The following is a 14,147-nucleotide window of genomic DNA, read 5'->3' as shown; positions in this document are numbered from 1 at the left end:
GGCACCATCTCAACATTGTTTTCAACGATAGATTCAAACGCCGCTCGTGGCGTCATTACCGCTTCTGGTAGAGTTGAATAAGCCGCATTAAGCTTGTCTGAAGGTGTATGCTGTTTAAGGTAATTAAACATTTTCACACTCAAATCCTTCATACCCATCTCACCATATACATCAGGGTAATTTTCAACTAACTCGGGTAAAACACTTTTCAATGGTGTGTTTTGATCGTGATGCTGCTTGAAATGCAGCAAGGTATTAACCAATGTCGCCCACTTACCTTTGGTGATCCCCATAGAGAAAAGGAACATCACTTGGAAGTCGGTAGTACGTGTTGGCACAATGCCATAACGGGTTAAATATTGAGTCACCAACGCCGCGGGAACCCCCGTATCAAGCAAGGTGCCATCATCCCCCATCCCTGGAGCAAGAATACTGACCTTAATCGGATCGAGCATACACCAATCTTCCGGCATATCTTTAAAACCATGCCACTCATCGCCCGGCTTCATCACCCAAAAATCTTGTGTTGAGGCCAGCAGTTGCGGATCAGCTTCTTCAAACGGCACTGTCTCACCGGTATTGGGATCAGTGAAGGTTTCTGCATTCCATGGTTTAAAGAACCAGTCACCATCTTGCTCAAACTCACGATACAGGCGGCCCATCGCTTGACGATAATCAACCGCTTCATGAATTACTTCTTGAGTCAGCGAGTAACCTCGATTACCCGACATTTGCGATACAGCAATGTCGTTCGATGCACTGATCGCATACAGCGGAGAAGTGGTTGCATGCATCATGTAGGATTGATTAAAACGCTGGAAATCAATCGCATCTTTACCATGGCGCACGTGAATATAAGAGGCTTGCGATAAGGCATTGAGTAACTTGTGCGTCGAGTGAGTGGCAAATACGGTTGGCTCGTCTTCGCTCTCGGTTGGCTCACCACGCATGGCAAAGTGATCGGTATAAATCGGATTAAAACGTGCGTATCCATACCAAGCTTCGTCAAAGTGGATACGGTTACTGCTCTTACCCAGAATCTCTTGAGCGCGCTTAGCGTTGTAACACAGCCCATCATAAGTACAGTTGGTGATCACCGCGTAAACCGGATCTTGATTGGCAAAATCTTTGGTTAATGGCCCTTCTGCAGCACGCTGCTTGAGCGCGGCCTGCTCCATCTGCTCTGGATAAATAGGCCCAATGATGCCGTAACGGTTACGAGTCGGCAGCATGTAAACAGGACGAGCCCCTGTCAGCATCAAGCCTTGTTCGATCGATTTATGACAATTACGATCACAAATCGCAAGGCTATTTTCCTTCATACACACTTGCATGATGGTACGGTTTGCCCCTGAGGTCCCCGTCACCAATGAATAGGATTTGTCCGCGCCAAACACCTTAGCAGCAAAAGCTTCACTGTCACCAAAATAGCCAGTGTGATCAAGCAAAGAGCCGAGTGAACCACGCTCGATACCCATATCAGAACGGAAAAGGGCTTCTCCATAATGTTGATAGAAACGCTGCCCTGCTGGGGTTTTAGTAAAACCAACCCCACCTTGGTGACCTGGCGCCGCCCAAGAGTATTCATGCACGTCATCGTATTTGATCATCGCCGCCATCAATGGTGGCAACAGTTGATCGCGATAGCGTTCCATCGCGGCAACGGCACGACCAACGATGAAGTCTGGTGTATCTTCAATAATCCAGACAAACTCATCAACCCGTGACATTAAATCACGACTCACAGAAAGCGTGATCTTTTTCCGTTCGGCTAAAAGAAAGACCGGCACGCCTTGCTGGCGACGGTTGAGCTTATCAATCAATTTAAAGAATTTTTCGTTCTCATCGGCTTGTCGACCCGTCATTTGCGAGGTCAACATAAAGCAGTCTACCGGAGTATTGGCATTGAATATCGAATAACAATCATCAAATGACGTCGCAATCGTCACTTCAACGCTTTCGCTGGCAAACTCCTCAATCAACCGGTTAAGCGCATTTTCAATCACGCCCGCCTTGACAGTATCGTTAAAAATTAAAGCGTGCTTCTTTTTACCGTACTTCCTCATAGCTATCGTACCTTATCGTTAATTCATTGATTATTGGATTGGTAGTAATAAATCGTCGTGCACTTATCCCTTTGGACCCGATACTGGTTTGGCATCTCGACTGGCAATAAAGCCATAGAAGAAATACCCCACTAATGTAATGAGCGTGCCGTAGAAGATGGATTCTTGCCCCGTCGCATAAGCACCATAAATGCTATATAGCACTGCGATTGAACCCACGAAAATTGAAACCTTGTATTCTGATTCGCCCACATTCGCTTGGCGCAAAATGACCCCTAGCGCCGTCAACGATAGGATGTATGGCACCATATTGATGAATACTGCGAGGTCCACCAGTACGTTAAATTGCTTGATCAGCGTAGGCGATATAGTCATGACGGCCAGAACAATTTCCAGCGCTAGCATGATCAACATGCCCTTCACAGGCGCATCAAATCGGTTTACGTCACTGAAGACTTTGGGGAAGAGTTTAAGATCGGCAGCCGCTTTAGAAACTTGGGCATTGGTAAACTGCCAGCCGAGCAATGAACCAATACAGGCAATAACGGCCATTGCTGTAATGATTTGTCCAATGGTTGGATCAAACATCTCGGCAAAAACCAAACCAAATGGCGCATCTGATTTAGCCAACTCAGCATTCGGTACGATACCTTGAATCACGGTTGTGGAAGCAATGTAGGTCACGGCGGAAAAAACGGTGGCAAGCATACAGGCCAGTGGTACATTGCGTTTAGGGTTCTCTACTGCGCCAGAGTTAGCACCAGCAGACTCGATACCAAGAAAGGCCCATAGCGTCAGAGCAATCCCCGAAGACATTGCAGTCGAGATTGAAACATTATTCGGATTCCACGCCTCAGCGAAAATTTTACTATCGAACCAAAACCAACCAATCACCGAGACACCAAGTACTGGGATAATGACCCCCCACACCGTAATCGCTGAGATGCGGCCGGTAATTTTAGCACCGCGCATATTGGCAAGCAGGGTAACAACAAGCACCACAACCACACCAACAAAGGTATGAATAGAGCTCTGTTTTAGCCAAGGAATGAAGGACTCCAAATACCCTACTGAAGTAACGGCAATGGCCACCGCACTGATCACCAAACAAACATAGTAGGTATAGGAAGCGATGAAAAAACTCGATTTGGCGTGCGCCCGCTGCGCATAGGCCGACATACCGCCATCTTCTTGGCAATACATACCACACTTGGCAAAGGAATAGGCTATACACAACGCGCCGACGGCGGTGATCCCCCATGCAAGCAGTGCTATCCCGCCAGTTTGGGCAAGACTGGAAGGTAACAGTATGATCCCCGAACCCATCATGTTAACCGTTACGATGGTTGTAAGCCCCATCAACCCCATCTTATTGCTCATAAAACCTCACCTATGCTTGCGTGACAAATTTTGACTAAAGCCATATTCGCCACTACCGCAAAGTAAGTGGGTGTTACCGACTACGATAATAAGCTATCCAGATCACACACTCTTCTTACGGATATTTTCGTCAATAATTGATGCTTGTAAGCATAGTTAGCGAATTTTTGTTCTAGCAAATTTTATTTTAATTAATAATCAGCTAATCGCTGTTAGGTAAAAAACTTGCCAGAAAATGTCGCGCCACACCCTGTCAAACAAATAGCCTCAAACACGACACGAATTCCGCTACACTTATTGATAAATTAATTTTTAGATTAATTATTTATCTTGCAATCAAATTAGCCGAATGATTAATCGCCCCTAGTTGCTCACTTTCGCAGCACTAATATCAGACCAACGTCAGGTTTTGCCTCAAAACGTGGACGACAATTGATTGATACGAACAACAGGCGTATTTAGACGTTTTAGCTCGTGGGAGTTTTGTGTGGAACACATCAACGAATTACTCAACGCCATGTCACCGGTACTTGATCATTACGGCTATCTGGCCTTAGTCATTAGTATCTTTCTCGAAGGGATTGGCGTACCCATGCCAGGTCAGTCACTGATGATCGCCGCCTCAATACTCGCATCACGCGGAGTGATGAATCTCCCTACGGTAATGATCGTTTCATGGTTGGCGTGTTTTATCGGCAACAGTTGCGGCTACCTATTGGGTTATTACTTTGAAGGTTGGCTGGATAAAAAAGGCTATATATCGGGCAGTAAAATGCAAAAGCTGCAAGCTGCGATTCAAAAGTATGGTCCGATATGTTTGGTGATCAGTCGCTTTATCGAAGGAATGAAACAATTCATGCCACTTGCTTGTGGTATTGCCAAGATGCCACGCCACGAATTTCTGTGGGGTAATGCTCTGGCTACCACTATTTGGGTAGCGGTATTTAGCTTGCTGAGCAATGTTGCTTTTGCTCATCTCCATCAAATCAGTACTTTCTACACTGCTCATCAACTTGGCGTATGGTGTGCGGCCGCGCTGGTGTTTATCGGCCTTATTGCCCTGATTGTCCGTCGTCGTGCCAATAAAGAAAAACCGACAAACTGACTCACTTAATAACCTTATTTATTCATTGGTAAAAAGCACAAAAAGCAGCAGTAAGCAGGCATTCTGGGGGTGCAGGAGCATATCTCTGTTCACTACTGCTTTTTCTACTTTCTCACCCCACTATTCTTAACCAGTATTAGGAAGAGAAAAACTCACCAATTTTATATTTCTTGTTCCTCAATTTAACTAAATCCGGCATAAATCAGCAAAATTGTGCGTATAATGAACCAATTGCGGAAATCATCATCCAATTCATTGCTTCATTTGGTCACAAGAGCCTAACGATATTTCTGATCTAAACCTGCTTCGCTACTATGCCCGCCTCGCGCCACTTGGCGTAGGCAACGAAATCAAAACGGCATTATCAGACGTTGCCGAGACTTTATTTACCAGCCCTCGTCATGCCAGAAATTTACTCGGTGAGATGCAAAAACAACAATGGCTTAGCTGGCAACCTAAAGTTGGTCGTAATCAACGCTCTAGCCTAATGTTGCAATTAGATTTAGATGAGCTCAAAGCGCAACTTGCCACTAAGCGCATCCAGCAAGGTAAATATGAAAAAGCCCTTGCGATACTCGACAACAATGAGCGCGCCTTTGGCCAACTACTGCAAAGCACCTCCGGCGCCTCTATCCGTGAAGGGCGCTTACACATTCAGCTCACCTATAAGCGCCCATTTGAAAAATTGCTGCCTCACTCTTTGCACCGTTCGAGTGAACGTTATCTTATCCGTCAGGTGTATTGCTGCTTAGTCACCAGTAATCGCCATGGCATGCTCGAAGGACAACTCGCTCATCATTGGCAACACAATGAACACGGTACTGAATGGTCTTTTTACCTAAGGCCGGGGCTCACTTTTCACAACGGCAATGCCATTGGTGCTTGTCATATCGCAGAGTTGTTTCAAAAACTCAAGCAGCACACAAACTATCAACAAGAATTGAATCACTTGATTGAAGTGCAAGCGCCAATGGTCAACAAAGTCACCTTCTATCTTTCAGAGCCCGATTTTGGCTTTGGTGGCTTGCTCTCTGGGATCAAATATTCCATTCAACCACTAAATCAACTGCAACCTGAGTTTCAAGGGGCTGTTACTGGCAGCGGTGTATTTGAAGTCGTTGAACACTCAGAGACCAAACTGTGTATGCAAGCATTCGATCGCTACTATGCTTGCCGCGCTCTGACCGATATGGTCACGATTTGGCAACTTGACGAACGCGAGTTGAAGCAAAAACAGATTGAAACCAATCATCCCGAAAAACAGCGAGAACAGGCCTGTCACTACTACTTAACGTCCGAGACACAAGCCGCTGATTCACAAGCGATTCAACAAACTCGCATCGAAGATGGTTGCATGTTCATCCTATTTAATCAGCGCAGTGGTGATGGGTTAAATGAGCAACAGCGACGTTATTTTTCCAGCCTAGTGACACCAGAAACCGTCTATCAGCATTTACAGCACCGTGGCAAAAATTTTGGTAGTGAACATGCCTACAATCTGCTGCCTATTTGGCACAAAGTGATCCGTCCGGATACGCCTATTTGTGCCTTGCCAAAACAGATCTCAATTGCCGTCTATGATTACAATGCACTGGTTAACTGCGCCACCGCCGTTGCAGACCAACTTAATCAGCTCGGCATCCAAGTAAAAGTGAACACTTACTCTTACCGTGAGTTAAATAGTCTCTGCTCTGAACAGCGTTTACAGGAGACCATGGTACTGACCAATATCAACCTTGATGACAACCGTCACGCCTCCGCATTTAACAACCTTTTTCATAACGCTATATTACATGGCAGCATCAGTGCTGAAGCAGAAACTTGGCTGATACAATCATTGAAAACACTGCGCCAAACGACCCCTCTCAACCAGTATCTAAATGCTTTAGAGCCCATTGCTGCTGCGCTTATTAATCAATATTGGTTACTGCCACTTTTTCACCACAGCCAAACACTGCGTTTTCATGGCGTGCTTAAAGACGTGGCCCTAACCAACTGGGGCTGGCCAGATATCCGTAATGTGTGGTCAGCAGACTGAATATGACAATTACTTAGATATCTAAAGATAAATATTTAGATACAAAATCGTTCGCCTAAAATTCCACCGTTCTCAAATTAGATAAATCGCTGTAAAAAATACTCTTATCGCTTATATTTCGGGGGATGCAGCCCATCTAAGCGAGATAATTTGGCAAATACGCACTTTAACAATAGTTTGAACTCTAATAAATATTTCGATAACCTTATGGAGTACTCATTAGAATGGAAATCGAAATGAAACTAAAATTAGCCACTCTTATTTTGGCGGGTTTAACCGCTACTCAAGCCTCAGCAGACGAGTGTGGTAACGTCACCATCGCCGAGATGAACTGGAGTTCAGCCAGCTTTCTAGCCAACCTTGATCAATTCATTTTAAATGAAGGCTACGGCTGCAATGCCGAACTGATCCCAGGTGACACGATGCCAACGGGCACCTCAATGATAGAGAAAGGTCAGCCCGATATTGCCCCTGAAATGTGGAGCAACAGTCTCAAAGAAGCCCTTGATCGTGGTGTTGCCGATAAGCGTCTACGCTATGCAGGCAAAGCATTGGTCGAAGGTGGTGAAGAAGGTTTTTGGGTTCCCGCTTACCTTGTGAAGCAGTACCCTGAAATGGCCACCATCGAAGGGGTGAAAAAACACGCGAAACTGTTTGAACACCCAGAAGATCCCGATACCAGTGCATTTTATAGCTGTCCAGCCGGTTGGAACTGTCAGATCAGTGCCGGTAACTTATTTAATGCCATGGAGCTCGACCAAGCAGGCTTTACTGTCGTTGACCCAGGTTCGAGTGCCGGTCTTTCTGGCTCATTAGCCAAAGCCTATACCCGTGAAGAAGCATGGTTCGGTTACTACTGGGCACCGACCGCGATTCTCGGTAAGTTTGATATGGTTAAAGTCGATTTCGGTAGCGGCGTGGATACAGACGAATACTTAAACTGTATCTCACGTGACGGCTGTGAAGATCCTAAAACCACGATGTACCCGCCATCGCCAGTGCATACCATTGTGACGGAAGCGTTCGCCTCTCGTGCTCCTGAAGTACAAGAGTATTTAAACAAACGTGGCTTCACTAACGCGCAAATGAACCAACTATTAGCATGGATGGAAGACAACCAAGCCAGTGGCGAAGATACCATGTTCCATTTCTTAGAAACGTCACCTGAGATTTGGCAGCAATGGCTACCAAAAGCGGTTGCAGACAAAGTCGCGGACGCCATCTAACCTCCTCTAGTACCGCAGACTAATCGCACTTCTGTAGTAACACATCTGTAGTTCTGAAGCGGCAGGAGCCGCTTCAGTATTGATAAGGAAATTAACATGTCTGACACTAGCTGGCTCAGCGAGTTTCCCGCAATGGAACGCGCCGATCTTCGAGCCATTCGCAAAACTTTAGATGGTGCCTATCGTGACTTTTCACGCGAATATGGTGACCTCATCGAATCCATTTTTGACCCACTGCTTTCTTTTTTAGTGTGGTTTGAAAAACTGCTTCTCTCTGCCCCATGGTTTCTGGTTCTCGCGGGTTGCTGCGCGTTAGTTTACGCCGCGAGCCGCTCTTGGAAATTGGTCGTGGGCTGTGCTGCATCACTCATGCTGATTGGTTATTTCGGCATGTGGGACGACACCATGCGCACGCTGAGTATCATCACAGTCTGTACCATGTTAGCAATCGTGCTCGGTATCCCGATTGGTATTGCGATGGCCCGTTCAAACCGCGTACAGTCAATCGTGACACCCATGCTGGATGTAATGCAAACCATGCCAGCCTTCGTCTACTTGATCCCTGTCGTCATGTTATTAGGTATTGGTAAGATTCCAGGGTTAATTGCGGTTGTTATTTACGCAATCCCACCTGTGATCCGCCTAACCAATTTAGGCATCCGTTTGGTCGATAAAGAAGTACTGGAAGCCGCCACTGCCTTTGGTGCAAGCAGCAAACAGCGACTGCTTGGTGTTCAATTACCTTTGGCAATGCCCACCATTATGGCCGGTATCAACCAAACCATTATGATGGCGCTCTCAATGGTCGTTATCGCCTCAATGATTGGGGTGAAAGGCCTTGGCCAGCCGGTACTAAAATCGATCACCAACCAATATTTCACCCTTGGTCTTCTTAACGGCTTTGCCATTGTTGCCCTAGCCATCTTGTTTGATCGTGCATCTCAAGCGTACGCCAAACGAACTCAAGCTCACTTAGGGGATTTAAAACATGACTGATGCATTGATTGAAATTAGCGGTTTATACAAGGTATTTGGCCGTAATCCTCGCTCGGTAATGGAGCAAGTAAAACGTGGCGATAGCAAAGATGATATTCTCAAAAATACCGGTCATACGGTGGGTTTGAAAGACATCAACCTCAGCATTAAACAAGGTGAGATCTTCGTTATCATGGGCTTGTCTGGCTCAGGAAAATCGACCCTTATTCGCCACTTCAACCGCTTAATTGACCCAACTGAAGGACAGATTTTGGTTGAAGGTATTGATGTGATGAAGCTGTCGAAAGACGAATTAGAGCAGTTTCGCCGTCATAAAATGTCGATGGTATTCCAACGCTTTGGTCTGTTACCGCACCGTACCGTGCTGGATAACGTCGCGTATGGTCTAGAAATCCAAGGGATTGAGAAAGAAGAGCGTGTTCAACGCGCAACTGAATGGCTCGAAACCGTTGGTCTTAAAGGGTATGAAAAACAGTACCCTGCCCAGTTATCTGGTGGTCAGCAGCAGCGTGTTGGTTTAGCACGCGCACTTTCAACTGATGCGGAAATTCTGTTGATGGATGAAGCTTTTTCAGCGCTTGACCCATTGATCCGGAGTGAAATGCAAGATCAGCTAATTGAATTACAAGAGACACTACACAAGACAATTATCTTCATTACCCACGATTTAGATGAAGCACTGCGCATCGGTGATCGCATCGCAATCTTAAAAGATGGTGTGCTGGTTCAGCAAGGTACCCCAGATGATATCTTGCTTAATCCGGCAGATGACTACGTAGAAGCCTTCGTTAAAGACGTCAACCGTGCCCGTGCGCTAACCGTTGAAACTGTGATGCAAAAACCAGCGCTACGCATTACCGCTTCAACGATTGAAGAAGCCCTTAGTCAAATGAAGAAGTCAAAGCAAGATTATGGCTACCACGTTACTGACGATGGCTACCAAGGCCTAATCACCAAAGAAGGATTGATTGATGCAGCCAAAGAGCCAAGTATCGATGAGCTGAGTGATGTCACTTATGAACCGGTACCATCGATTTCGCCTGATGCGGTCATTGAAACGGTTCTGACTGAGACCATCTCCAGTGATTACTCACTACCCGTGGTCGATGAAGAGGGCAATTTAAAAGGTGAGCTAGAACGAAGTGCGGTGGCGGATTTGTTTTCAGAAACAATATCAACGACTGTCAGTGATGAAAGCGCTCTAGAGCCCTCGGCAGAAAAAGCCAGCTAACTCCGTCCATCCGTGTAAACAGTCTCTAAATAACGAGCGTCAGCCTAAGCTGGCGCTCTCTCTTTACAACCCAATCACCATTAAGCCAAAAAAGCACTGGTTAACCGCTGAAAAAGCTGATCGACCGATGGGCGCTCAGTTATATGGTCATACAGCGGTGTATGCACAGACGCTTTGATCTGCGTATCATGCTGGCAAATATGATTACACAAAATCACTGGCTCAACGATCTGATCGACGTCAGCATCAATAATGATACATGCCTGCGAAAGAATCACTTGCCCGCCGCCCTTCTTTAGTAATACACGCTGCGCGGTACCAACCACTTTTTGCCCTGCAATATTAAGGTTGTACTGCCCGTCGCAATAAGATCCCTGAGTATCATGCACGTCAACCGACACGCCTAACTGGGCAAAGAAATCGGTGAGTACATCACACAGTTTTAAGTACGCTGATTTGATGTCGTATGGCGTATCTTGTGGCCATTGGTAAATATGCGACAGATTAATGATGCCTGGCAATTGCGGGACGGGCGCGCCACCGGTTTTCCGCGCGGTAAGTTGCCAGCCAGATTCAGCCAGTGCCTCAGTTAATTCGACACTGATTGGCCACTTCTTACCTGCGGGCAAGACTAAGGTTGGGCTTTTCGCCTGCCAAAGTAACAGCACTTGATCGAGGATACCAGCTTGTACCTGTGCAATCAGATCTGCTTCTTTAGCAAACAAGACATCCGCTTCGATAGAAGGGTAACGAATCAATTTATTGCGCTGCGCTGATGAAGAATGTGTCATGATCATAAACCTACCGTAACCAATAAAGCGGGCAACTTCGAAGGAGTAAAGAGGCTAACTTGCGCGGTACTGCTGCAAAAATGCCTGTAAAATCGGAATACCCGATTGACCACTTTGCTCGTGCTGCCAACATTGATAAATAGCAGTTTCATGATCAGCAATCAACGCAAATAGTGAGTGATGACTTGCCGCAAGGTACGCCCAATCTCGGTATTTCTCTTCATAAGGCGCAATCCAAGGCAGCAGCGTTTCGGTCAACTTTGGCCAAGCAAGATCAATCCATTTTTGCGCATCTTTAACTCCTTTTTGCTGCATTTCGCTGCTGTTAATCACAAATTTAGCCTCTAACTCCGTCAAGCCAACTTGCAGTTGTTGCGCGGTTAATGTCTCGACTTCAATCAAGGTTTGCCACAATGCGAGTCGCGATGGATCGGCATAATTTGCGGCAAAGTATTCAAAAAAAGCAATGCCATAAATTTCGCCATCGTAAGCGGCAATGATTTGTTTCAACGCATCGTTCTCTGCGCAAGTCATGGTTGAGGTATTTTGAGCGTTCATTGTGATTTCATTCAGCTTGTTGACTAGCGAAATAGTAGACCCATTTGGGCCTAGATAAAAGAGGGGAAGTAATAAGGTTATATGGCTCTAGAGCGACACGGCGCTAAACATCCATTCAAAACTCAACGTATTGCTAATTACGCAATTCCTAACTAAGCGATTAACGAATATTACTTTTGCTGATTTTTATGTACTCGCGATAACTAAATTTGATCACTAACAGAGTGAAATGTATGCAAACAACATAGTATGCTGACGAGATATGGATCGTACACATCATAAGTAGTGAGTTAGCAAAATCGTTATGTTGAAATATAAACTAGGTAAAATCGCCATTGGATTCTCGATGTTAGCAGGCCTCGCCGGGTGTACTCCTCCTGAGAAAGTCTCTGATATTCGTTTTTCTGATGACAATTTTGAAAAATGTGTCTTAGATTTAGGCATTGAAGAATTAGATCAAGTTACTCGCCTTGAATGCTCGAGTATGGATATTGAAAGTGCTGATGAAATTGAGTATTTCCCGCAATTAAACTACCTAGATCTTAACAGCAACTTACTTTCCCAACTGGATGTCAGCACCAACCAAAAATTGCAGCACCTTGAGGTATGGGCGCAGCTATCAAAAAAGGGGCTTGAATCTCTTACTTTCGGTACGCTGCCTGACCTTACCTATTTAACGCTCGACGGTGATAATCTAACAAAAACCGATATCACGCCTGCGACGTTTGAAAAGCAGTTACCTAGCCTTGAAGACTTGTCCTTTATCGGTACGCCGATTAAAGGCGATTTTACTCTGTCACTACAACACCAGAAGTTACGTGATTTGGGCATAATCGATACTGAAAAAGATCACAGTTTACCCGCAAAGCTAAAACTCGATCTTGATTTGCCTGCATTGACTAGACTCTTTATTCAAACTCCCGGTTTAGAGTCTCTGTCACTCAACAACAGCCATCAATTAGAAAACGTAGAGGTCGTAAAAACCGGGCTAAAATCACTGACGTTAGCTGACATGCCAAATCTTACTGAAGTCAGGTTATCCGACAACAAACTCTCGGAACTAACAGTCACTAATCTACCGGCATTGCACTACTTAGATGCTAACAATAACCAAATCACCTCGTTTGACGGGCGAACGTTACCAGCGTTGACTAATCTGTATCTAGAAGAAAACCAACTTAAAACCATACAGTACGCACAACCCAATTTTATTTCGGTGTTAGGTTTGGATAATAACCAACTGACATCGTTTGATTTTCAGCTCATTCCCAGCATTACCTCTTATTCTTTAGGCAATAATCCATTGGCTAAAGTTGAAGATCAGTTTGCTAAAAACACCCATCTCTATTATTGCGTTTCCGCAGGAGAACAACTCCCCTACATTGCAGAGATCACGGAAATATATTGCAATACGAATGGTAACGTCGCCGAAAGTGGTGACTTTAGCCAATACAATAGCCTCGAATTACTGGAACTCACTGCTGAATTTGATGATGGCCTATTGGATCTATCGACCTTAGAAGATCTTAAACATCTCAGTGCCAATATCTACAATCTGGACACTCTGAAATGGCCAAGTAATTCCGCACTCGAAACCGTCTATCTTACTTCCAGCAAGGTCAAATCGCTCACTATACCGACCTTACCCAAACTCAATGATCTTGAGCTTAAGAGTTTAAACGAGTTAGAAACGCTCACCATCGCACCACAACCTAGCCTTACAGAGCTAGAACTCAACGATGTAAGTGCACCTGAACTCAAGATGCAACAGTCACCAAAACTGACTAAGATTAAGGTTGTCCATTCCGATCTACGCCACTTAACACTCGAAGATATGCCTGCGTTGGAAAAAATTCAGATATTCCAAGCGCCACTTGAAACTCTAATTATTCGCAAGGTGCCAAACTTAAAGGAGATCTGTTTGTACTACGTACCCACAACCACCAAGATCACCAGCGTGCTAAGCAACGAGAAGCTACAGTCGCTCATCAAATATGATTGTCGATAATTAAAGACGCGACTTTATCACCACCACAGAATGAAGGTATTAGCTGCAAGAGCAATACCTTCATTTGCTTTGTGGCCCATGTGTATTCTTGGCGCGATAACTACCACCGCAAAAAGTGCTTTACCTGAAGTTAGGTTGAGGTTTTACAGTGACGACATTGTGATTTCAAACCTAAAAAAAAGGACATCTTTATGAGCAGTGTGGTTCTCTTCTCCAGCGCTAACAAACAAGGCAATACCGCACAAGTGGTACAAGCATTAGCACAACAGGTTAGCTTAAAGGTCATCAACCTCGATGAACTGAGCATCACCCCCTACAACTATGCTAATCAATACCCACAAGATGATTTTTACCCCCTCGTGGAAACACTACTAAGCGCCGACAATATCATTTTTGCCTCACCAATCTATTGGCACTGCCCAACCGCGCAAATGAAAGCTTTCATGGATCGTATGACCGAGCTATTGGATGTGAGTCATCTAAAACCCAAAGCGCGTGCGCTGGCGAATAAACGTGGATTCATTATTAGTAGCTCCGCTCAGGCCGAAGTTTGTCCCATCTTTGAAAGCATTTTTGCAAAAATATACCGCTATTATGATATGAGTTACCAAGGTAACTTACATGGTGATTTTTCATCAGGCCAAGCCAATATCGATAGCAATGCCTTATTGGAATTTGCTCAGCAACTCGATGCCGCCAAGCGACCATGCAACAACGCTACATCAATCACTTCTATTTAAAGGTCACC

11 protein-coding genes are annotated in these 14,147 nt (G+C 45.2%); 7 read left to right on the top strand and 4 right to left on the bottom strand.

Annotated features, from left to right (window positions below; genetic code table 11):
• Both adiA and potE read right to left on the bottom strand, forming a co-directional pair.
• On the bottom strand, positions 1 to 2,066 hold a 2,066-nt coding region (adiA, locus tag RH88_RS15800), incomplete at its 3' end, for an arginine decarboxylase (protein WP_005597796.1).
• A gap of 63 nt (positions 2,067 to 2,129) precedes the next feature.
• On the bottom strand, positions 2,130 to 3,446 hold the full coding sequence (potE, locus tag RH88_RS15795) for a putrescine-ornithine antiporter (RefSeq protein WP_005597794.1): 1,317 nt from the start codon (positions 3,444 to 3,446) through the stop codon (positions 2,130 to 2,132).
• Between the two features lie 487 nt (positions 3,447 to 3,933).
• Here potE and RH88_RS15790 point away from each other — a divergent pair, with 487 nt between their 5' ends.
• The 5 genes from RH88_RS15790 (at position 3,934) to RH88_RS15770 (ending at position 10,042) form a co-directional block, all read left to right on the top strand.
• Positions 3,934 to 4,551, top strand: coding sequence for a DedA family protein (locus tag RH88_RS15790; RefSeq protein WP_005597792.1), 618 nt, complete (start codon positions 3,934 to 3,936; stop codon positions 4,549 to 4,551).
• Positions 4,552 to 4,837: 286 nt separating this feature from the next.
• Positions 4,838 to 6,589: an SgrR family transcriptional regulator gene (locus RH88_RS15785; RefSeq protein ID WP_040757994.1), complete on the top strand. Its 1,752-nt coding sequence runs from the start codon at positions 4,838 to 4,840 to the stop codon at positions 6,587 to 6,589.
• 236 nt (positions 6,590 to 6,825) lie between these two features.
• A complete protein-coding gene (locus tag RH88_RS15780; protein WP_040757997.1) occupies positions 6,826 to 7,815 on the top strand; it encodes an ABC transporter substrate-binding protein in 990 nt (329 codons plus the stop codon).
• A gap of 96 nt (positions 7,816 to 7,911) precedes the next feature.
• Positions 7,912 to 8,811, top strand: coding sequence for an ABC transporter permease (locus tag RH88_RS15775; RefSeq protein ID WP_005597786.1), 900 nt, complete (start codon positions 7,912 to 7,914; stop codon positions 8,809 to 8,811).
• Positions 8,804 to 10,042, top strand: coding sequence for a quaternary amine ABC transporter ATP-binding protein (locus RH88_RS15770; RefSeq protein ID WP_005597784.1), 1,239 nt, complete (start codon positions 8,804 to 8,806; stop codon positions 10,040 to 10,042). Before RH88_RS15775 ends, RH88_RS15770 begins: the two co-directional genes overlap by 8 nt.
• Positions 10,043 to 10,122: 80 nt before the next feature.
• On the opposite strand, the gene RH88_RS15765 is transcribed toward RH88_RS15770, so the two are convergent.
• Positions 10,123 to 10,833, bottom strand: a complete 711-nt coding sequence (locus RH88_RS15765; protein ID WP_005597782.1) for a lipoate--protein ligase family protein — start codon at positions 10,831 to 10,833, stop codon at positions 10,123 to 10,125.
• A gap of 54 nt (positions 10,834 to 10,887) precedes the next feature.
• Positions 10,888 to 11,391, bottom strand: coding sequence for a hypothetical protein (locus tag RH88_RS15760; RefSeq protein ID WP_005597780.1), 504 nt, complete (start codon positions 11,389 to 11,391; stop codon positions 10,888 to 10,890).
• A 304-nt stretch (positions 11,392 to 11,695) separates the two neighbouring features.
• On the opposite strand from RH88_RS15760, the gene RH88_RS15755 reads away from it, so the two are divergent.
• Entirely contained in the window at positions 11,696 to 13,399 is a 1,704-nt protein-coding gene (locus tag RH88_RS15755; RefSeq protein ID WP_005597778.1) for a leucine-rich repeat domain-containing protein, read from the top strand.
• A 191-nt stretch (positions 13,400 to 13,590) separates the two neighbouring features.
• Positions 13,591 to 14,139 (top strand): flavodoxin family protein, encoded by a 549-nt coding sequence (locus RH88_RS15750; RefSeq protein WP_005597776.1) that lies wholly within the window; start codon positions 13,591 to 13,593, stop codon positions 14,137 to 14,139.
• Positions 14,140 to 14,147: the final 8 nt, after the last annotated feature.

This window comes from Vibrio scophthalmi LMG 19158, assembly GCF_000222585.1.
Taxonomy (GTDB): Bacteria; Pseudomonadota; Gammaproteobacteria; order Enterobacterales; family Vibrionaceae; genus Vibrio; species Vibrio scophthalmi.
The sequence above is the reverse complement of the archived record's forward strand: the minus strand, read 5'-3'. Positions and strand labels throughout refer to the sequence as shown.

What these genes read in the sequence shown, in the direction of transcription:
- RH88_RS15775 (WP_005597786.1), top strand. Translation starts at nt 7,912, where the DNA reads ATGTCTGACACTAGCTGGCTCAGCGAGTTTCCCGCAATGGAACGCGCC.
- potE (WP_005597794.1), bottom strand. Translation starts at nt 3,446, where the DNA reads ATGAGCAATAAGATGGGGTTGATGGGGCTTACAACCATCGTAACGGTT.
- RH88_RS15765 (WP_005597782.1), bottom strand. Translation starts at nt 10,833, where the DNA reads ATGACACATTCTTCATCAGCGCAGCGCAATAAATTGATTCGTTACCCT.
- RH88_RS15755 (WP_005597778.1), top strand. Translation starts at nt 11,696, where the DNA reads ATGTTGAAATATAAACTAGGTAAAATCGCCATTGGATTCTCGATGTTA.
- RH88_RS15770 (WP_005597784.1), top strand. Translation starts at nt 8,804, where the DNA reads ATGACTGATGCATTGATTGAAATTAGCGGTTTATACAAGGTATTTGGC.
- RH88_RS15750 (WP_005597776.1), top strand. Translation starts at nt 13,591, where the DNA reads ATGAGCAGTGTGGTTCTCTTCTCCAGCGCTAACAAACAAGGCAATACC.
- RH88_RS15780 (WP_040757997.1), top strand. Translation starts at nt 6,826, where the DNA reads ATGAAACTAAAATTAGCCACTCTTATTTTGGCGGGTTTAACCGCTACT.
- RH88_RS15760 (WP_005597780.1), bottom strand. Translation starts at nt 11,391, where the DNA reads ATGAACGCTCAAAATACCTCAACCATGACTTGCGCAGAGAACGATGCG.